Origin of the sequence: uncultured Schumannella sp. (genome assembly GCF_905479755.1) — a bacterium.
Lineage (GTDB): Bacteria > Actinomycetota > Actinomycetes > Actinomycetales > Microbacteriaceae > DCRR01.
The window spans coordinates 1-18,649 of the sequence record NZ_CAJQNT010000047.1 but is presented as its reverse complement, the minus strand read 5'-3'; the positions used below and the strand labels follow the sequence as shown (position 1 = coordinate 18,649).

The window sequence follows — 18,649 nt, the reverse complement described above, 5'->3', positions numbered from 1 at the left end:
GGATGCGGCAGGAACAGCAGGAGCAGCCGCCGGACGCGCGACCGGCGTGGCCTGCGTCTGGTAGCCGCCGGAGCGCTCGTCGCGCACGACCTGACCGCCGACGAGCTCGATGACGCGGCGGCGCATCTGGTCGACGATGCCGACATCGTGCGTCGCCATCAGGATCGTGGTCCCGTTAGCGTTGATCGTCGACAGCAGTCCCATGATCCCGGCGCTCGTGGCCGGGTCGAGGTTTCCGGTCGGCTCGTCGGCGAGCAGAATCGCCGGCTTGTTGACGATGGCGCGGGCAATCGCGACGCGCTGCTGTTCACCACCGGAGAGTTCGTGCGGGTAGCGGCCCTGCTTGCCGGCCAGCCCGACGAGGCGCAGCACGTCGGGCACCGCCTCCTGAATGAAGCCCTTGCTCTTGCCGATGACCTGCAGGCTGAACGCGACGTTGTCGAACACGGTCTTCTGCGGCAGCAGACGGAAGTCTTGGAACACGACCCCCAGGTTGCGGCGGAAGAAGGGCACCTTGCGGCTCGCGAGCGTGTTGAGGTGCTGCCCCAGCACGTGCACGTCGCCCTTGGTGGGGCGCTCCTCTTTCAGCACGAGGCGCAGAAAGCTCGACTTGCCGGAGCCGGAAGCCCCGACCAGGAAGACGAACTCGCCGCCTTGCACGTCAAGGCTCAGGTTGTTGAGGGCGGGCCGGGAGGTACCGGAGTACGACTTGGTCACCTGGTCGAATCGGATCATTTCCCGATGAGCCTAAAGACGTTTCGGAGGGATGCGGCCAACGACACGGTGCGGGGCCGGACTCTCAGTCTTCGACCCCGCACCGTTCCCGGGAGCGTCAGCGCCCGAGCGGTCGCCTCGCCCCCACGAGGGCGACTCCGGCGCCGGCGAGCAGGCCGCCGATGAGGACGGCGCCTGCCGAATCGGCTCCGGTCGTGGCGAGAGCTCCACGCGGCGGCTTGGCCGCCGGCGTGCCTCCCGGGTTTTCGATCGGCGCCGGGGCCGTCACCAGGTAGGTGTACTCGAGCTCCGTGCGAAGCCCGGCCACATCGGTGGCGACGAGCACGACGCGGTGCTCCCCGACGCTGTCGGTGTCGAGGTGGGTGTCTGAACTGCCCGCGACACCGCAGGTGGCGATCCCCGAGGTGGCGTCGCTACACATCCCGGCGAGCTCGATGCGCGCCCCGCGCGTGAACTCGGGGATGCCGGTGGCCAGCCCCAGCACGCTCGCATCGATCTGGGGGGCGACGGAGTCGATCCGAATGACGGTCTCCGTGTCGGCGCTGCGGTTTCCGAACGCGTCGAACGCCCAGTAGGTGAGCGTCGTGACGCCGTCACCGTTCACCTGGACGGGCGTAGCGGAGACGCCGGAGACGCCCGCGCTGCCCGTGTCCGCGCCGCGCTTCGCCCAGTGCACGGAGGCGATCTCGCTGTCGTCGTGCGCGCGCACGATCGCATCCACGGCGGAGGTGTACCAACCGGTCGCGGGTTCCGCCGAGATGTAGAGCGACATCGTGGGCGCCTCGACATCGGGGAGCACCTCGTAGTCGAAGTCGATCGTACGCACGTTGCCGGCGACGTCGTCGGCCGAGATCGTCACCCGGTGCACACCGAGCTCGCTCGTCGGCAACGGGGTGCCGTTCTCGACGTTGGAGTCGCACGCGGCGATTCCGGAGTGCGCGTCCTCGCAGGTCACCGAGAACAGCACGCGGGATCCTTGGCGCACCGTGGCGGGAGCATCCACCCGGATCTCGGGCAGGGTGCGGTCGATGCGTGCCGTGTAGCTGTGCGGTTCTTCCGCGTTGCCGGCGTGGTCGACCGCCCACATGGTGATGGTCCACACGCCGTCGTCAGCGAAGCTCAGCGACACGTCGTCGCGGCCGGTCGAGATGATCGGGCCGCCGTTGATCTGGTAGTCGATCGAGGCCACGCCCGAACCGTCCGCGTCGTGGGCGGTCATCCGCACCGGGGCGGTGCTGCGGAACCAGCCGCTCGGCGGGGCGGTCATCACGTTGAAGGTGGAGGACGGGGCCTGCGTATCGGGGTCGACATCGGCCACAGCCGCGGTCGTCGCGATGCAGGACAGGGGGATGCCGAGCGCCAGGGCGCCCGCGGCGCGCGCTACGGCGCGGGGGTGGGAGGTGAGAGTCATGCAGCGATCTTCGGCCGAGACGGGTCCCCGGTTTCGGGCTGCGGGCGCCCGCTTACGTTCGGGCTACGCAGCCGATCGTCCGCGCGTCGCCAGCAGGCCGGTTCCGACCGCGAACAGGCCCTCGAAGTCGAGACGGGCCCCCTCGGCGAGTGCGGCACGCCACTCGGCGGCGCCGAGCGCGCCCCGCACGCGGTCGCGGTGCGCCTGGGCATCCGCTCCCTCGGTGCGCACGGGGTGGTAGCCGAATCGCGGGCCGAGTGCGTCGACCGCGCCGAAGATCACGGCACCGTCGCGTTGCCGATCGAGCAGCGCGCTCGCGCCGCCGACCAGATGCATCAGCGCGAGGGCGCTGGTCGGGTCCTCGTCGGCCAGGGCGCGCCGCGCGCCGGGAACCAGCAGCTCGACGGCGTCGCGGGCGCGTCGCACGTCAACGAGCACCTTGCCCGCGACGTAGCGCGCGCTCGTGGCGATCCAGGCGTAGCCGATCTTGCTCGCCAGCTCGCGCGCCTCGGCGAGGCGCTCGAGCGCGAGCGCGGGTTGACCGAGTGCGCGCACCGCCTGCCCCTGGCACAGCGTCACCTCCGCAACGGCCCACGGCTCGGCCTCGGGCAGCAGCGCGAGGGCGCTCTCCATGAGCGGCAGCGTCTCGGCGCGGTTACCGAACAGGCTCGTGGCGTAGGCGGCGTAGGCGCGCAGGATCGCCAGCCGACTCGTGTCCCCGGCGCGTTCCACGATCGACGGCGCCTCCTGCAGATAGCGGGTCGCGGCCGCGGGGTCACCGGATTGGTAGCTGAGCAGCGCGATCCCCGTCACGGCGACCGATTCCGCGGCCGGCTCGACGTTCCCCGGGACCGCGCGCGCTCGTTCGAGCGCTGCACGCCCCTCCCGGAGCAGGCCGCGGGACATCCAGTAGTGGGTCTGGGATCCGGCGACGCGCAGCGCGCCATCCCGATCGCCGACCTCGATCGCGCTGTCGAGGGCCAGTCGCAGGTCGGGCGTGGCCAGATCGAGCGTCGCGCGTGCCGCGGGGGCGTCGTGGCCAAGCAGCGCGGGCGCAAGCGATTCGGCCAGTTCGGCGCACCAGGCGCGGTGCCGCGCCGACCAGGCCGTCGTGCTGCCGGCGTCGAGGTGGGCGCGCGCATACGACTTCACCGATTGGAGTACGCGGTAGCGGCGGCCCGCCGCCGCGTGATCGGACGGCGACAGCAAGGACTTCTGGACCAGCCGGCGCACCACGGCGGCCTCGCCTCCGGCCTCCAGCTGACAGACGCCGACCGCGTCGTCGAGGCGGAACGTCCCGGCGAACCGGGCCACCTGCGCGAGCATCGAGCGTTCCGCCGGCAGCAGCAGGTCGACGCTGGCGCGGATGGTGTCAGTCAAGTTGACGTGACGCGAGGGTAGCCCGGGCGCCTCGGCGCCGCCGACCACGGCGCGCGCCACCTCGTCGAGGTCGAGCACGTCGAGCTGGGCGGCCGCCAGTTCGAGCGCGAGAGGCACCCCGTCGAGCACGGTGCAGATCCGTTCGAGTTGCGTCTCCTGTGTCTCCCAGTCGAGGTCGGAGCGCACTTCGCGCGCGCGGGCCCGGAACAACCGCACCGCCTCCCCCACCCGGTCGTCGAGCATCGGCGCGACCGTGACAACGCGCTCCCCCGGGATCTTGAGCGGCTCCCGGCTGGTCACGACGAGGCGAAGCCCCCGGGTGGAGTGGAGCAGGTCGCGCACCACCGGGCGCAGCGCGTCGAGCAGGTGCTCGGCGTTGTCGAGAATGAGCAGCACCCGCCGCCCGTCGAGCCGCCGGGCGATGGCCTCGACACTCGGCTCCGGGACCGCGAGTCGCTCGGCGATCGCACGCACGAGCGAGTCGTGCGCCGCGATCGAGGCGAGATCGACCATCCACTGCTCCTGGTCGGTGCGAAGCGTCGCACGCCGCGCGCTCTCGATCGCGAGACGGGTCTTGCCCACGCCACCGGGGCCGACGATCGTGATCAGTCGGGATTCGGCGCGCGCCTCGTCGAGGGAGCGCAGCTCGGCGTCGCCCCCGATGAACTGCGTCAGCGGTGTGGGGATGCCGTGCCTCTCGACCTGGGAGCCGGCCGCTGGCTCGACGCCCGTCGGCGTCTGGCGGACGATGCCCGCCCTCAGTTCGGTGACCGAGCTCGACGGCTCCAGCCCGAGCTCGTCGCGCATCCGTTCGCGAAGTCGGTCGAGGGCCTCGAGCGCGTCGGCGATTCGCCCGGCTCCGGCGAGCGCCCGCGCGCGCAGTTCGGCGGGTCGCTCATCGAGCGGGAACTCGACGCACAGTCGATCGACCAGGGCGAGCGCGTCGTCGAACTGCGCCCGGTCGATGCGCACCTCGGCGAGCTCTTCGAACGCCGCGCGCCGAAGGCGGGCGAAGCTTGCACGGGCCTCGGCCGCGAATGGGCGGTCGGCGAGGGCGCCGAGCAGGCTCGCGTCGGCGTGGCGTGCCAGTTCGTCGAGCACCCGGATCCGGTCGTCGCCGGTCTGCTCGGCGAGCGCCCGCTCCCAGCGCACCAGGTCGATCTCGGACGGCGCGCGGTCGAGGAGGTAACCGCCACGACCACCGGATACGGCCGAGCCGAGGAGGGTCTGTCGGAGCTTGGACACCCCGACCCGCACCGAGACGGCGGCCGTGTCGGGAGGGGATTCCCAGAGCGCGGCGATGAGCGCATCCGTGGAGACGGTCACCCCGGGGGTCAGCGCCAGTCGTGCCGCGATCGCCGCCGGGATTTCGCCGCGGATCCGCTCCCGGTGCCCGTCGTCGACGATGGCGAGTTCCGGCAGGAACGAGATCGTCGCGCGCGCGGGAATCGAGTCAGACACGCTCGAACGATAGGCGCGCGCGGGCGCGGCGTCACTCCCAGGAATCTGGGATTTCTGGGCAGACGTCGGGCGCGAGCGACTCGTTCGCTCGCGCCCGACTGGCCCCCCGCCGATCAGAATTGTGCGTAGAAGCTGCCCAGGATGCGGTCGATCGCCGCGAGGTCGGCCTCCGTTGTCGACTGGATGGCGACCATGATCACGTAGCCGCCTTCCGGTGCGTCGGCCGTCACCACGAGCGCCGCCGCTTTGCCGCCGCAGGCGTCCCAGTAGGTGTAGCCGCCGCTGTGCCAGCCGTCGTCGTAGCTCTCGGACTCCAGGAGCTCACACCCTTCGGCGGGCAGCGAATCGGACATCATCTTCATGAGGTCTTTCGGGGTGACCTTGCCGTAGGCCTCGGCCGAGGCGTACATCGAAACCCCGGGCACATCCCAGCTGGTGGCGTAGGCGGCCAGGTTGGGGCTCGCCTCGATGTGGGCGTAGCGGAACCCGTTGCCGTCGGTCCAGACCGAGCCGTCTGACTGGTTCCAGCTCGCGGGCACCTCGACGATCATCGACTGGGTGTCGTCGACGACGGAGACGTACTCGCCGCTCGCGGCGCCGCCGCCGGTTCCGCCGTCGTTGCCGAGCACCGTCACGGCGGTGACCGCCGATCCGTCGTTGACCTTGCCGCGGTAGTAGATGCCTTCGCTCGGTCGGTAAAGCTCGACCGACAGGGTCGCGTCCTGGCCGTGGGTGCGCAGCACATCGCAGTAGTCGCCGAGCGTGCCGTCGGTCGCGAGGGTGACGCCCTCCATCCGGGTCAGCAGGTCGCCCGGGAGGATGCCGGCCTGATCGGCCGCGGACCCGGACTTCACCGAGCTGACCCACACGCCGAGGCCGACGCCGTCTTCGCCCATGAGCGCGGTCGCGTTGATGCCGAGGCTCAGCACGTCTTCGCCCGCGGCGAGCTGTTCGATCACCGACAGCACCTCGTCGCGGTGAATCGCCAGGTTGAGGTCGTGCTGGTCGTTGCCCGCGTAGTTGACCCCGACGACGCGGCCGTCCTGGTCGACCAGAGGACCACCCGAGTTGCCGCCGCGGATCCGGGCGTCGTGTTCGATCACCCGGTCGAGGCTCGCCCACGGGGTCTCGCCCGCGGTCGACGCCTTCGACACGATTCCGCGCGTCATGGTGAACGTCGGGTCGCCGAGCGGGAAGCCCGCCGCGTAGACGTCGATCGCGGTGGAGATGTCGTCGCTGCGCCATCCCATGTACGGGTAGCCCGCGTCCTGGAGGTCGATCACCGCCAGATCGAGGCACTCCGACGACCCCAGCACCTTCGCGTTGAGCGTGGTGCCGGTGTCGCCGCCGAGCCACACCTTGAGGGTGCCGGCGCCGACGACGACGTGATTGTTGGTGACGGCGATGCCGGACTCGTCGATGACAAAGCCCGAGCCGCGACCTGCGGCTTCGTAGCCCCCCTCGGAGGGATCAACGAACGTTCCGACGGCCTCGATCTGGATGGTGGCTGACTGCACGCCGTCGAAATCGACCGTGCCGTCATCGTGGGTCCCTCCGAGGGAGATCGGAAGACAGGAGGAAAGGGTGAGAGTCGCGGGGATCGCGAGGAACGCCACAGCGCGCGAGGCGCGCGAGCGGATGCGTGCCGGCGAGCGCCGACCGCGGGACGGTGCCGCGGCCGAAACCCCGGTCTTCGTGAACGTGCGTGCAGTCATGTCGGCGACGGTACGGAGACGACGGAGCCGAGTTCGGGTCAAAATCTCAGCGTTAACGCCGTGATTACGTTCCATACTGGTGCCCATGCGCAGTGCGACGGCGTCGAGGACGCGCGAGCGGATCGACCGCCTCGCGGGGGCGCGCCTGCCGTGGGATGCCTTCGCGGAGGAGGCGCTCGAGATCTTCGCGCGCGGGGTCGGTTTCGATGCCGCGGTGATGGCCCCGATGGACCGCGATACGGGTCTCATCACGGGGTCGATCAAGCGCGAACTCCCGGACGACAGCTACCCGCACTTCGCCCGCTATGAGTACGTCGCCCCCACCCCCGACGCGTTCGCGGCACTCGCCCAGCGCGGAAACCCGGTCGCGCGGCTGCGCGACGAGACCGACGGCGACCCGCATCGCAACGCCCGGTTCGATGAGTTTCTTGCCCCGCGCCTGGCGATCGCGCACGAGATCCGGGTGGCTGCCGTGGAGGGCGAGCACCTGCTCGGCGGGATGTCACTGTTCCGCAGCGTCGGCGCCTCCGACTTCGACGAGTCGGTCACCGAACTCGCGCGCCTGCTGGCGCCGACGCTCGCGCGGGGGCTTCGCGGCGGTCCGCGCACCGGGCCCGCACCGCGCAGCAGCCACGCGGTGCTTGTCGTCGATGCGGCGAACCGGCTCACGGCGTCGTCGGCCGACGCGCGCTCCTGGGTCGCGATTCTCGACCCGACGGGGGCCCGCCCGGTGCCGGTGCCGATCGTGACCGCGGTCACGACGGCGCGCGTTCACGGTGTGGGTGAGTTGCGCATCCCCTCGACCGCCGCCGGCTGGGTGCGGGTGCGCGCGACCGTGGTCAACGACACCGTCACCCGGGCGCCCTCCGTCGTCGTCGAGGTGGCGGCGATCACCGGCCGGGAGGGGGCGCGGCTGAATCTGACCGCGCTGGGACTCACGCGGCGCGAACGCGAGATCGTCGACCTGGTGCTCGACGGCGCCGCGACGAGCGAGATCGCGCGCCGCCTCTCGCTTTCGCCGTACACGGTGCAAGACCACCTGAAGTCCGTGTTCGCCAAGGCGGGGCTGCGCAGTCGTCGCGAACTGGTCGCGTCACTGCTCGGCTGAGCGCGGCCCGCGGCCGGCGCGCGCGGTCAGTCCTGGTCGCGCTTGCGCCAGCGGATGCCCGCGGCGATGAAGCCGTCCAGGTCGCCGTCGAAGACGGTGGCCGGGTTTCCGACCTCGTGGCCGGTGCGCAGGTCTTTGACGAGCTGCTGGCCGTAGAGGAAGTAGGAGCGCATCTGGTCGCCCCAGCTCGCCGTGATGGTGCCGGCGAGTTCCTTCTTCTTCGCCGCCTCCTCTTCGCGCTTGAGCAGCAGCAGGCGGGTCTGCAGCACGCGCATGGCGACGGCGCGGTTCTGAATCTGCGACTTCTCGTTCTGCATCGAGACGACGATGCCGGTCGGGATGTGGGTGATGCGCACCGCCGAGTCGGTCGTGTTGACGCTCTGCCCGCCGGGGCCGGAGGAACGGAACACGTCGACGCGGATGTCGTTTTCGGGGATCTCGACCGCCTGCGCCTCCTCCATGACGGGAATGACCTCGACCGCGGCGAAGCTGGTCTGCCGCTTGTCGGCCGAACCGAAGGGGCTGATGCGGGCGAGACGATGGGTGCCGGCTTCGACGCTGAGCGTTCCGAAGGCGTAGGGCGCATCCACCTCGAAGGTCGCCGACTTGATGCCCGCGCCCTCGGCGAAGGAGGTGTCGAGCACCTTCACGGGGTACTTGTGGCGCTCGGCCCAGCGCAGATACATGCGCATCAGCATTTCGGCGAAGTCGGTGGCGTCGTCGCCGCCCGCGCCGGAACGGATCGTGACGACGGCACCGCGATCGTCGTACTCGCCGTCGAGCAGCGTCTGCACCTCGAGGTCACCGAGGGTCTTCTGCAGGCTCACCAGCTCGGCCTTCGCCTCGTCGGCGCTCTCGACATCGTCACCTTCGATCGCCATCTCGACGAGCACGTCGAGGTCGTCGAGCCGGTTCTGGATCTCGGTGATCCGGGCGAGCTCCGATTGGCGGTGGCTCAGCGCGCTGGTGACCTTCTGCGCCTTCTCGGTGTCGTCCCAGAGATCCGGGGCTCCCGCCTGCTCGCTGAGCTCGGCGATGGTGCGCCGGAGTCGCTCGAGGTCGACCACCGAGGTGATGTCGGCGAAGGTGGAGCGGAGGGCGGCGATCTGGTCGCTGAGGTCGAGGTCGATCATGGCGTCCCCCAGCCTACCGGCGGGCGTACCCTAGCGTTCACGATGAGCACCGAGACCACATCCCCTCGTTGGCGCGCCGTCATGGTGACCACCCTGGTTCCGACGCTCCTCTTCTCCTTCGGCGAGGGCGCCATCCTTCCCGTGCTGCCGCTCGTGGCCGGCGGTCTCGGTGCCGACCTCGCGACGTCGGGTCTGGTCGCCGCGATGCTCATGGTCGGGGTTCTCGTGGGCGACATCCCGAGCGGCGTGGTGATCGCCCGCATCGGCGAACGCGTCGCGATGATCACCGCGGCCGGGGTCGCGATCCTCGGTGCCGCGGCAGGATTCTTTGCGCCGAATCCGGCGATCCTCGCCGCAGCGGTCTTCGTGATCGGGCTGGCGGGCGCGGTCTTCGCCCTCGCCCGGCATGCGTTCTTGACCAGCTTCGTGCCGGTCGCATTCCGCGCCCGTGCCCTGTCGACGCTCGGCGGCACCCATCGTCTGGGGTTGTTCCTCGGCCCGTTCGCGGCCGCCGGTCTGCTGCAGTTCACCAGAGTGCCGGCGGCCGCCTTCGCCGTGCTCGCCGCCGGATGCCTGGTCGCCGCCCTCGTGCTCGTGTTGCTGCGCGATCCCGAGTCGGTGTTCGGAGCGGAGCACCGTAACGCCGCGCCGACCACCGGCGAGCTCTTCGTCGCCGACGAGGCGCACGGCCTGTTCCGCACCCTCTGGGCGCGACGGCAGGTGCTGGCAACCGTGGGGGTCGGCAGCGCGATCATGTCGGCGTTGCGCGCCTCGCGCCTGGTGATTCTGCCGCTCTGGGCGGTCAGCATCGGTCTCGACGGCACCACCGCCGCCCTGGTGATCGGCATCGCGGGTGGCGTCGATTTCGCTCTGTTCTATGCGGGCGGGTGGCTGATGGATCGCGTCGGCCGGCTCTGGGTCGCCGTGCCGAGCCTGACCTTCTTGTCGCTCGCGCATCTCGCCCTCGCCGCCACCTCCGAAGCCCCAGAGCCCGCCACCTGGTTCGTCGCCATCGCTTTCACGCTCGCGGTGGCGAACGGGCTGAGTTCGGGAATCCTGATGACGCTGGGCTCGGATCTGGCCGATCCCCGCCGCCCGGCGCTGTTTCTCGGGGCGTGGCGATTCACGAACGACCTGGGCGGGGCATCCGCGCCGCTCGTGATCGCGGCGGTGACGGCGGCGGCTTCGCTGCCGGTCGCGGCCGGCGTCATCGCGGGCATCGGGCTTGTGGGCGCCACGGTGTGGCGGCTGGCGATTCCGCGCTTCGTCAGCCGAACACCGCGCGAGCGTGTGCGGTGACCTCGATGCGGATGCCCTCCGGCACGAGCGCGGTGACGACCGGCGGCCGCCACATCGCTTCGAGTGTGACGGTCGCGCTCGCGCCATCGCGCGTGGTCGCCTCGACGACGCGGAGCGCCTCGTGCGTGGGCGTCGGGATGCTGCCGAGATACTCGCCGACCGCATCCGCCACCTGATCCGGGTGGAGCGTCGGCCGAAGCTCACCCTCCGGGGTGACGGTGACGTCGCCGAGGTCGAAGGACTCGGCGCCGACGAGCGCGGCGCCGTCGGCGAGGGTGAAGAGCTGCTTGCGCTCGAGGTAGAGGGAGCTCGCCGCCACGACGACAAGGATCACCCCGAGCGCGAGGGCGGCGTAGAACAGCACGAGCGGGAGCGTCGAGCCGGTGTCGTCACGCCAGTCGGGCCGCGCCGTCATCCGCTGCCTCCCGCGAAGCGCGACACCTGCTCGGTGGCGGTGGCACTCATCGGGATGCTCGCGGGCAGCCCGAGCGTGAAGATCGGCGGCACGAGTGGCAGGGCGACGTCGACCGTCACCCGGATCGTGACGAAGCCGCGACGGGTCAGGCAGTCCCCCGGATCGGGCTGGCAGGAGGTCTCGACCTGCCGCGGCGCATCCTCGACCCCGAAGTCGGCGAGCGCGACCTGGATCGCGCGCTCGGCGGCGGCGTTCGCGGCGCCGACCGTGTCGGCCTGCACGTACACCCGGCTCGCTTGCCGCGCCGCGCCTTCGACGGCGAAGGCGGCGGCCTGCAACTGCGCGAGCGCCAACACCAGGTAGACCATCGGTACGAGCATCAGCACGCCGACGCCGATGAACTCGATCGAGGCGGAGCCGGCATCGTCACCGAGCCGGCGGATGCGCTCAGTCCAGCGTCTCGATCGCCGCATGACCGGTCACCTCCAGGGCGCGTTCGGCTCCGAGGAGCCCGATCAACGGGAGGGTTGCGTGCACCGTCACGGTGAGCGCCGGATGCCCCTGCCACTCCCCCGACGAGACGGAGATGTCGCGCGCGTAGTCGGCCCCGACGGCGAGCGTGATGAGTTCGGCGGTGCGCGCCGCCGCATCCGCGGGGCCCCGGTCGGCGAGCGCCCCGTAGCGCGCCCCCTCGGCGGCGGCGTCGAGCACGCTGTTGCGCACGTGCAGGGCGAGCCCGAGTTGCAGCACGGCGACGGTCAGCATCGTGAGCAGCGCCCCGACGAGCGCGAACTCGGCCGGGGCAGACCCGCGCTCGTCGGCGAGCCGCCGTGCGAAGCTCATCGCCTGGCCACCGGTGCGCCCGGTCAGATCCCGGCGACGCGCGAGATCGCGTTCTCGAAGATCTCGGCGAGCGCGGGACCGGCGAGCCCCCAGATCACGATCACGAGCCCGGCGGTCATCAGGGTGATCAGCACCCAGCCGGGAACGTCGCCGCGGTCGTCGCGGGCCAGCATCCACAGGTTGTGAAGGCGTGTCATGCCTCCAGGGTGATCGGTCGCGGGTGCTCCCGTCGCGGGTTCTCCACAGCGGGCGCGGGTCGGCCGGCTACGCGCCGCCGAGATCCCGCGCGAGTCGACGGCGCGCCTCACCGGAGAGCGCCAGCCCGTAGAGCGCCGGGATCGCGAGAAGCAGGCCGACGAGCCCGCCCCAGGTGGTCACGACGAGCGTCGTCACCACGCAGGCGAGGAACAGCAGCGACATCACCCCGAGCAGCCCCCGGCGCCCGGTGACGGCAAAACCCCAGCCCGCCGCGATGAGCAGCGCCCACCGCAGCAGCGGCTCCCACGGGGCCCACGGATGCTCGACCCGGAACACCGACAAGAACGCCGCCACCACGAGGATGCCCACCCACGCCGCCACCAGCAGCGGCCCGTGCGGGCGGGGCGCGTTCTCGCGCACCACGACCCGGCGCGGCGCGGTGCCGGCCGTCGAACCTCGCACCCCGGCCGCGCTCGCGGCCGCGTCCCGCGGTGCCACCAGCACGTCGCGCGCCTCGACCAGCAGCCGGAACGTTTCCGCGTCGCCGCCCTCGACATCCGGATGCGCGGTGCGCGCCCGACGCGCGAACGCCGCCATCACCTCGGCTCGCGTCGCGTTCGCCGAGACACCGAGCAGCCCGGCGGCGGCGTCGCGATCCATCCTCGGCATGCGCTCAGCGTACGCGCGCCGTCACGAACTGCCCCCGCCACTTCGCTCGCGCGAGCGTAGGCTCGAACCGTGGCCCGCGCCGCCGCGGGTCGCGCGAGAGGAGCTGGCCATGACCACGCCGATCCCCACCGGAACGCTCGCCCCCGGGCGCCACGGCCCCGAGCTTCAGCTGACCCGGCGCGTGCGCCACGACATCGACGAGGTGTGGGCCGCGTTCACCGAATCCGATCTGCTCGAACCCTGGATCGGACGCTTCGAGGGCGATCCGCGCGACGGTGTCGTGACCTTCTTCATGACGTCCGAAGGCGCGGAGATCCCCGGCGAGCGCGCGACGATTGTCGAGTGCACGCCACCCGAGCACTACGCCGTCGAGACCGAGGTCGGCGACCAGATTTGGCACCTCGCCGTCACCCTCGATCACGATGAGGGTGTCACGACGGTGCTCTTCACCCAGCTCGCCGAAGACAACGACCTCGCGAGCGTCGGGCCCGGCTGGGAGTACTACCTCGACCGGCTCGTCGCCAGCCTCGGCGGCGGAGACGTGGCGAGCATCAACTGGGACCACTACTTCCCGGCGATGAGCGAGTACTACGCCGCGCTCACCGCGGACTGACCCGGGCTACTTCTTCTCGGCCTGCATCTCGCGGATGTACTCGCGAATCGTCGGCACCGCCTCCAGCTTGTCGCGGAAGAACGTGTTGACCTGGTTGACGACGTTCGCCTGGGCGGCCTCGACCTCGGTCGTGCGGCGCTCCCCCGCATCCTGATCCTCGAGGGTGCGGCGCAGCTGCAGCAGCGCCTTCACGATCGCCGTCTCTTCGGCGCCCTCGAGCGTGTCGATCACGCTCAGCACGAGCTCGTCGGCCTGCGCGCGCACCGCATCGATCGGGATCGAACTGCCGGGCTGTGTGGCGTTGTCGAGCGTCGAGATGAGCGACCACACCTGGTAGAGCAGCGTCGCCGGCTCATCGAAGAGTTCGCGCACGAACGCGGCATCCATGTGCCGGCCCGACAGCCGGAAGATGTTGTACATCCGCTTGGCGGCCTTGCCGTAGTTGAGGCTCTTCGTCAGGTACTTGCGCACCTCCCCCTCCAGCCGGTCGACGTAGTCGTCGAGCGCGTCATCGGAGACGAAGCGGGCCAGCTTGGCGAAGGTCGGCACCGCGTCGGCGTCGAGATACACCTCCTGGAAGTAGGCGTCCAGGTAGCCGTCGAGGGAGACGATCTCGCCGTCGGGGCTCTCCCAGGTCACGTCGATCACGTTGCTCGCGTTCGAGAGCTGTCCGCGATCCGGGTCGGCGACCACCCAATCCAGCTTCACCCAGCCGGGATCGAGCGCGGCCTGCTCCCAGAGGATCGTCGTCGTGCCGTGCTCGCTCGACTCGAAGGTCAGCGACCCCGCCTCGACCTCCTCGGCCGTCCACGAGATCGGGCTGCCCTTCGACACGGGCTTGCCCGCGTGCGTGCCATCGGCCGGGTAGGAGCCGAGCTTCGCCTCCAAGAACTGGAACCCGGCGCCGCGCGCATGGCTCACCGCGTGCTCGTGCAGCAGGCGCGCCATCAGAATGCAGGCGTCCTCGCGGGTGGGCGCCTTCAGGTTCAGCCGCTGGAAGTAGTCGGCGTCGCCCGGGAACGACTGGATCTTCGACTGCGCCGCGCTCCCCGACAGTGCCAGAGCGCTCTCGGCGACCTCCGGCGGCCCCGTCACCTCGACGATCTGGCCGATGCGCCGGAAGCGCTCCAGGTCGCGGGGCGAGAAATCGAGCATCGTGACGCGATGTCCGAAGGTGCCGCTGTCGGCATCCACGGTGATCTCGTCGGCCTCCGTGTCGGCGAGCGCCCGCAGCCAGCGCTGCGTCTCGGCCTCGTCGAGCTCGATCCCGAGTCGCACCGCGGACTCGACGATCAGCGTGACATCGAACTCGGAATCCTGGGGCATCGTTACTCCCGTCGTGGGCGAGCCTTCGCATCGGCACGGAGGGCTCGGAACAGCTCCGCCTGGTCTTGAGCGTCGTTCAAAGCATTGTGCGCGAGGGGCCGCCCGGTCAAGTACTTCGGCGAGAGCACGCGCATGCTGGTCTCGGCCCAGGTGCCGTCGGCGACCGCCATCGCGTACGACTTGATGTCGAACGCGGAATGCCCGAACGGATTCCTCCCCAGGTAGCGCTGGAAGTAATCGTCGACGAACATCCAGTCGAAGGGCGCGTTGAAGGCGGTGAACACCGGCACGTTGCCCTCGGGCACCACGTCGGCCACCCAGTCGGCGAAGCGCTGCATCGCGACGGCCGGCTCGACACCCTCCACCGCGAGGGATGCGGGGTCCAGCCCGCTGATCGCGAGCGCCTCCGCGTTGACCTCCTCGCGATCCGGCTGCAGTTCCACATAGAACGTCGTGGTCGGCGTATCGGCCAGGCATGCGCCGATCGACAGCAACGCGAAGCGGCTCGGCACGCTGCCGGCCGTTTCGACGTCGATCGAAATGAAGGTCTCGCCGCGGGGCTGAATCTGGCTCACCTGGCGAGGCTATCGGGCGGGTGCGAGCGGGCGACAGAGCTCGCCGACACGAACTACAACCCGATCTGCAGCACGAGCACCGCGGGGGCCAGGGCGAACGCGATCGTGACCGGGAGGATCAGAAACACGAGGGGCACGAGCATCGTGACCTCTTTGCGGCCCGCGGATTCCATCAGCTGGCGGGTCGCCTCCACGCGCACGTCGGCGGCCTGCGCGCGCAGCACCTCGGCGAGCGGCGTGCCGCGACCGAGGGCGCCGATCAGCTGGTCGGCGGTGCGGGTGAACGCCGGCAGACCGATCGCGTCGGCGCAGCGGGTGAGCGCATCCGGAACCGCCGCCCCCGCGTTGATGTCGGCGACGACGCGCGCGAACTCGCGCGCCAGCTCACCGTTGCCGGTGCGGGCGACGCGGCGCAGCGCATCCACGACGTTCTCCCCCGCCGACAGGGCGAGGCTGAGGAACTCGAGCACGGTCGGCAACTCATCCGCGATGCGCGCCTGACGGCGGCGGGCCGCCCGGGCGAGCAGCTGTTCCGGCGCGAGCAGGCCGAGCGCGCCGCACACCGCCACGAGGGCGACCGACGCCGCGACCGGCACCGCGTTCGACCTCGACCAGACGGCGATGAGGAGCACCCCGACGGCGAGCCCGGCAAGCGCGGCAAGCAGTTGGCGGGAGCGGAACCGCTCCACCGAGAGCGCGAGGCCCGCCTGGCGGGCGCGGCGCACGATCTGGTCGTCGCCGCCGAGCGTGCTCGTCAGCAGCCGTCGCAGTCGCGCCAGGCCCGGCCCGAGAAGATCCATCACGACGCTCGTCGGCTCTCCCGCTCGCTCGGCGACGAGCTCTCGCGCGTGCGGCGACACATCCACGAGGTACGGCGCCAGCCGCCGCGACAGCCGCGGCGCCCCGAACTGCGGAACCAGCGCCAGCAGCGTCCACGCGCCCACGCCGAGGGTGATGCCGAGCGTCACCGCGAGCGCGATCGTCGGCGTCACGCGAACCACCGCCGCTCTTCGGGCAGCCGCCCGAGCGCCACCATCAGCCGGTAGGCGACCACCGTCACCACGAAACCGGCAAGCAGCAGAAGCGTGCCGCCGGGGCTCGCATACACGGCGGCGGCTTCGGGCCTGCTCGCCAACACGAGCAGCACGATCCACGGCGCCGCGACCCCCAGCCGCGCCGCCGACACCACCCACGACTGGCGGGCCTCCGCCTCGGCGCGTGCCGCCTGCTCGCGCCGCAGCGCCGAAGCGAGACCGCGCAAGAGCCCGGGCAGTTCGGTGCCGCCGACATCCCGCGCCAACCGCAGCGTCTCCACCACCCGGTCGGCGACCGGATCGGCGAGCCGCGCCTTCAGCTCATCGAGCGCGGGGCCGAGCGTGCCGCGCGCCCGCGCCTCGCGATCGAAAGCGGCGAACGCCTCACGGAACTCCGGGGCGCCATGGCCGGCAAGTGATCCGATGCTCTCGGTGAGCGACAGCCCCGACCGCATCCCGGCCACCAGATGATCGATCAGATCGGGCCAGGCCGCGCGCGCGAGCCGGCGGCGGCGGCGCGCCCGCGACGACACCACGAGCCACGGCACCCCAGCCGACGCGACCGCCGCCGCCAACCCGAGCGCCGGGATGCCCGAGAGCCCCAGCGTGACCGTGCCCGCCGCGAGCCCCAGCAGCACGCTCGTGGCGAGGAAAAGTTCGGGGCGCACCCGCGCGAGGCCCGCCTGCGCGAGACGGTGGGTGATCGTGTCGCCCCACCGGCTCGCCGCAGGCGCGCGCTCCACGCGCGGCCACAGCCACGGCGATGCCACCAGCAGCACACCCGCGCCGAGCAGAATCCCCAGAATCCAGGACGTCACGCGGCGGCACCTTGCAGAATCGGCGCCGGGTCGGCGCCCGCGCGCTCGAACTTGATCATGCGCGGCGGCACCTCGCCGGTCGCGCGCAACGTGCCGCGCGTGGTCGAGAACAGCTCCACCGCCTCGATCTCGCCGCCGGGCGTCACGCGCCCCGTCGGCGCAAGAATCTCGGCCACCCGGCGCACCCCGCGGTGCAGCTCCGCGTGCACGACCAGGTCGACGCACGAGGCGACCGTCGGCACCACGAAACCCGCATCGATGTTGCGCCCCGCGAGCAGCGGCAGCGTCGACAGCTTGACGAGCGCCTCACGCGCCCCGTTCGCGTGGATCGAGCACATGCCGGGGATGCCCGCGTTCAGCGCCACCAGCAGATCGAGGCTTTCCGCCTCGCGCACCTCGCCGACCACCAGGCGGTCGGGGCGCATCCGCAGTGCTTCCTTGACGAGTCGACGCAGCGACACCTCGCCGGTGCCCTCCAGGCTCGGCTGGCGGCACTGCAGCGCCACCCAGTCGGACGCGTCGAGCGAGAGCTCGAAGGTCTCCTCGGCGGTGACGATGCGCTCCTCGGGCCGCGTCGAGCCGAGCAACGCGCAGAGCAGCGTCGTCTTGCCGGCCTGAGTGCCGCCCGAGACGATCACGTTCAGGCCGCTGCGCACCGCGAGGTGCAGGAAGCCGGCCGCCTCGGCGGGCAGCGAGTCGAGCCTCACCAGGTCTTCGAGGCCGCGCATCCCCGCCCGGAACTTGCGGATGTTGACCGCCCAGTGCGCCTTCGTGATGTCGGGAATCGCGACATGCAGCCGCGAGCCGTCGGGCAGGCTCGCGTCGACGAACGGGCTCGACAGGTCGACGCGGCGCCCCGTCGACTGCAGCATCCGCTCGACCAGGTCGCGCACCTCCGACTCGGTGAGCGACATCGCGAGTCGCTCACTCACCCCGTCCCGCGCGACGAACACCTGGTGCGGGGAATTGATCCAGATCTCCTCGATCGAATCGTCGTCGAGCAACGGCTGCAGCGGACCGAAGCCCACGAGCGAGGCGACCACCTCGCGCACCGCCGCCACCTCGTCGGGCAGCAGCGGCACCGAGCCGCCGAGCGCGCGCTCGCTGTAGTGCTGCACCTCCTCGCGGGCGAGCCGCAGTGCGAGGCCCTGCTCGGCCGTCAGGTCGAGTCCCTCGCCCCGCACCCGCAGGCGCACGCGCTCGGTGATCGACGCGATCGCGGATTCCACGCCGCGATTCTGCGCGGATGCGCGCTGGCGCCGCCGCATCCATCCACACCCGCGGATGCGGCGCGGGGTCGGGTGCGGGGTCGCGCGCGGGTCGCGCGCTCCCCCAGCGCCCTCCGCGCATCCGCCGCGCGAGCGGTGCCAAACGTGCGATCCTGAGCCCCCGCACCCCACGTTTCGCACCGCTCGCGAGATGCGGCGGCGAGCACCAAGCGCTCACGCCCGCACCCGAGCACCCCTGCCCAAGCCCCCCGCCCGCACACGCACCCCTGCACACGGCACCCCCGGCGCGGCCTCGCGCCGCGCGGCCTCGCGAGCGGTGCCAAACGCGGGATCCTGCGCCCCCACACCCCACGTTTCGCACCGCTCGCGGGGGCCGGGCAGGCAGGGGCGGGCGGCCCGGGACCTCCGAGCTGCCGGATGCGGCCCCGCCCGCGCGAGCAGCGCGCTCCGCGCATCCGCCGCGCGAGCGGTGCGAAACGTGCGATCCCGTGCTCGCACATCGCACTTTTCGCACCGCTCGCGGAAGGGGGCAGGCGAGCGAGCAAGGGTGACGTCCCGCTGGTTGGTGGAGTTTCTCAACACCGTGCGAGATCAGCTGATTGGGATTATGCCGCGGTCAGTTCCGGGATCGCTACCTCCTCGGGGTCGGTGAGCAGCAGTGCCATGGAGTGCTCGGAGAAGTAGCGG

The 18,649-nt window shown here is 71.3% G+C and carries 18 protein-coding genes; 3 read left to right on the top strand and 15 right to left on the bottom strand.

The genetic code is table 11. From position 1 onward, the window contains the following. From ftsE to QZ258_RS11625, 4 genes are all read right to left on the bottom strand, one after another. On the bottom strand, window positions 1-735 hold a 735-nt coding region (gene ftsE, locus QZ258_RS11640; RefSeq protein WP_294181718.1), incomplete at its 3' end, for a cell division ATP-binding protein FtsE. 97 nt (window positions 736-832) lie between these two features. Continuing rightward, a complete protein-coding gene (locus QZ258_RS11635) occupies window positions 833-2,146 on the bottom strand; it encodes an OmpL47-type beta-barrel domain-containing protein (RefSeq protein ID WP_294181716.1) in 1,314 nt (437 codons plus the stop codon). A gap of 63 nt (window positions 2,147-2,209) precedes the next feature. Continuing rightward, the gene (locus QZ258_RS11630; RefSeq protein ID WP_294181712.1) at window positions 2,210-4,987 is read right to left on the bottom strand and encodes a BTAD domain-containing putative transcriptional regulator; all 2,778 of its coding nucleotides are present in this window, start codon (window positions 4,985-4,987) and stop codon (window positions 2,210-2,212) included. A gap of 113 nt (window positions 4,988-5,100) precedes the next feature. Beyond that, window positions 5,101-6,702 carry a S1C family serine protease gene (locus QZ258_RS11625; protein ID WP_294181710.1) on the bottom strand — a complete coding sequence of 534 codons (1,602 nt, stop codon included), beginning with the start codon at window positions 6,700-6,702 and terminating at the stop codon, window positions 5,101-5,103. 85 nt (window positions 6,703-6,787) lie between these two features. Here QZ258_RS11625 and QZ258_RS11620 point away from each other — a divergent pair, with 85 nt between their 5' ends. After that, window positions 6,788-7,810, top strand: coding sequence for a helix-turn-helix transcriptional regulator (locus tag QZ258_RS11620; RefSeq protein WP_294181708.1), 1,023 nt, complete (start codon window positions 6,788-6,790; stop codon window positions 7,808-7,810). A gap of 26 nt (window positions 7,811-7,836) precedes the next feature. Here QZ258_RS11620 and prfB read toward each other — a convergent pair whose 3' ends face one another. Beyond that, window positions 7,837-8,943 (bottom strand): peptide chain release factor 2, encoded by a 1,107-nt coding sequence (gene prfB / locus QZ258_RS11615; RefSeq protein ID WP_294181706.1) that lies wholly within the window; start codon window positions 8,941-8,943, stop codon window positions 7,837-7,839. A 42-nt stretch (window positions 8,944-8,985) separates the two neighbouring features. On the opposite strand from prfB, the gene QZ258_RS11610 reads away from it, so the two are divergent. Next, window positions 8,986-10,242, top strand: a complete 1,257-nt coding sequence (locus tag QZ258_RS11610; protein ID WP_294181703.1) for an MFS transporter — start codon at window positions 8,986-8,988, stop codon at window positions 10,240-10,242. On the opposite strand, the gene QZ258_RS11605 is transcribed toward QZ258_RS11610, so the two are convergent. The 5 genes from QZ258_RS11605 to QZ258_RS11585 form a co-directional block, all read right to left on the bottom strand. Beyond that, window positions 10,211-10,657, bottom strand: coding sequence for a pilus assembly protein TadG-related protein (locus QZ258_RS11605; protein WP_294181701.1), 447 nt, complete (start codon window positions 10,655-10,657; stop codon window positions 10,211-10,213). The two genes, QZ258_RS11610 and QZ258_RS11605, sit on opposite strands and share 32 nt — an antisense overlap. Then, window positions 10,654-11,130 (bottom strand): hypothetical protein, encoded by a 477-nt coding sequence (locus QZ258_RS11600; protein ID WP_294181699.1) that lies wholly within the window; start codon window positions 11,128-11,130, stop codon window positions 10,654-10,656. The genes QZ258_RS11605 and QZ258_RS11600 overlap by 4 nt, the downstream gene beginning before the upstream one ends. After that, window positions 11,105-11,500, bottom strand: coding sequence for a TadE/TadG family type IV pilus assembly protein (locus tag QZ258_RS11595; RefSeq protein WP_294181698.1), 396 nt, complete (start codon window positions 11,498-11,500; stop codon window positions 11,105-11,107). Before QZ258_RS11595 ends, QZ258_RS11600 begins: the two co-directional genes overlap by 26 nt. Before the next feature lie 23 nt (window positions 11,501-11,523). After that, window positions 11,524-11,697 (bottom strand): hypothetical protein, encoded by a 174-nt coding sequence (locus QZ258_RS11590; RefSeq protein WP_294181697.1) that lies wholly within the window; start codon window positions 11,695-11,697, stop codon window positions 11,524-11,526. A gap of 67 nt (window positions 11,698-11,764) precedes the next feature. Beyond that, a complete protein-coding gene (locus QZ258_RS11585; protein ID WP_294181696.1) occupies window positions 11,765-12,367 on the bottom strand; it encodes a DnaJ domain-containing protein in 603 nt (200 codons plus the stop codon). Window positions 12,368-12,476: 109 nt separating this feature from the next. Here QZ258_RS11585 and QZ258_RS11580 point away from each other — a divergent pair, with 109 nt between their 5' ends. Further along, window positions 12,477-12,980 carry an SRPBCC domain-containing protein gene (locus QZ258_RS11580; RefSeq protein WP_294181694.1) on the top strand — a complete coding sequence of 168 codons (504 nt, stop codon included), beginning with the start codon at window positions 12,477-12,479 and terminating at the stop codon, window positions 12,978-12,980. A gap of 6 nt (window positions 12,981-12,986) precedes the next feature. On the opposite strand, the gene QZ258_RS11575 is transcribed toward QZ258_RS11580, so the two are convergent. From QZ258_RS11575 to QZ258_RS11555, 5 genes are read right to left on the bottom strand one after another with little or no spacing between them, the layout of a single operon-like run. Next, window positions 12,987-14,306 carry a hypothetical protein gene (locus QZ258_RS11575; protein WP_294181691.1) on the bottom strand — a complete coding sequence of 440 codons (1,320 nt, stop codon included), beginning with the start codon at window positions 14,304-14,306 and terminating at the stop codon, window positions 12,987-12,989. 2 nt (window positions 14,307-14,308) lie between these two features. Beyond that, a complete protein-coding gene (locus tag QZ258_RS11570) occupies window positions 14,309-14,881 on the bottom strand; it encodes a 3'-5' exonuclease (protein ID WP_294181689.1) in 573 nt (190 codons plus the stop codon). A 53-nt stretch (window positions 14,882-14,934) separates the two neighbouring features. Beyond that, window positions 14,935-15,873: a type II secretion system F family protein gene (locus QZ258_RS11565; protein WP_294181687.1), complete on the bottom strand. Its 939-nt coding sequence runs from the start codon at window positions 15,871-15,873 to the stop codon at window positions 14,935-14,937. After that, the gene (locus QZ258_RS11560; RefSeq protein ID WP_294181685.1) at window positions 15,870-16,733 is read right to left on the bottom strand and encodes a type II secretion system F family protein; all 864 of its coding nucleotides are present in this window, start codon (window positions 16,731-16,733) and stop codon (window positions 15,870-15,872) included. Before QZ258_RS11560 ends, QZ258_RS11565 begins: the two co-directional genes overlap by 4 nt. Beyond that, window positions 16,730-17,962: a CpaF family protein gene (locus tag QZ258_RS11555; protein WP_294181684.1), complete on the bottom strand. Its 1,233-nt coding sequence runs from the start codon at window positions 17,960-17,962 to the stop codon at window positions 16,730-16,732. The genes QZ258_RS11560 and QZ258_RS11555 overlap by 4 nt, the downstream gene beginning before the upstream one ends. Window positions 17,963-18,649 lie beyond the last annotated feature (687 nt).

Excerpts from the sequence above, each read along its gene's own strand:
- QZ258_RS11580 (WP_294181694.1), top strand. The coding sequence starts at position 12,477 with ATGACCACGCCGATCCCCACCGGAACGCTCGCCCCCGGGCGCCACGGC.
- QZ258_RS11610 (WP_294181703.1), top strand. The coding sequence starts at position 8,986 with ATGAGCACCGAGACCACATCCCCTCGTTGGCGCGCCGTCATGGTGACC.
- QZ258_RS11605 (WP_294181701.1), bottom strand. The coding sequence starts at position 10,657 with ATGACGGCGCGGCCCGACTGGCGTGACGACACCGGCTCGACGCTCCCG.
- prfB (WP_294181706.1), bottom strand. The coding sequence starts at position 8,943 with ATGATCGACCTCGACCTCAGCGACCAGATCGCCGCCCTCCGCTCCACC.
- QZ258_RS11590 (WP_294181697.1), bottom strand. The coding sequence starts at position 11,697 with ATGACACGCCTTCACAACCTGTGGATGCTGGCCCGCGACGACCGCGGC.
- QZ258_RS11585 (WP_294181696.1), bottom strand. The coding sequence starts at position 12,367 with ATGCCGAGGATGGATCGCGACGCCGCCGCCGGGCTGCTCGGTGTCTCG.
- QZ258_RS11635 (WP_294181716.1), bottom strand. The coding sequence starts at position 2,146 with ATGACTCTCACCTCCCACCCCCGCGCCGTAGCGCGCGCCGCGGGCGCC.
- QZ258_RS11575 (WP_294181691.1), bottom strand. The coding sequence starts at position 14,306 with ATGCCCCAGGATTCCGAGTTCGATGTCACGCTGATCGTCGAGTCCGCG.
- QZ258_RS11620 (WP_294181708.1), top strand. The coding sequence starts at position 6,788 with ATGCGCAGTGCGACGGCGTCGAGGACGCGCGAGCGGATCGACCGCCTC.
- QZ258_RS11600 (WP_294181699.1), bottom strand. The coding sequence starts at position 11,130 with ATGCGGCGATCGAGACGCTGGACTGAGCGCATCCGCCGGCTCGGTGAC.
- QZ258_RS11595 (WP_294181698.1), bottom strand. The coding sequence starts at position 11,500 with ATGAGCTTCGCACGGCGGCTCGCCGACGAGCGCGGGTCTGCCCCGGCC.
- QZ258_RS11625 (WP_294181710.1), bottom strand. The coding sequence starts at position 6,702 with ATGACTGCACGCACGTTCACGAAGACCGGGGTTTCGGCCGCGGCACCG.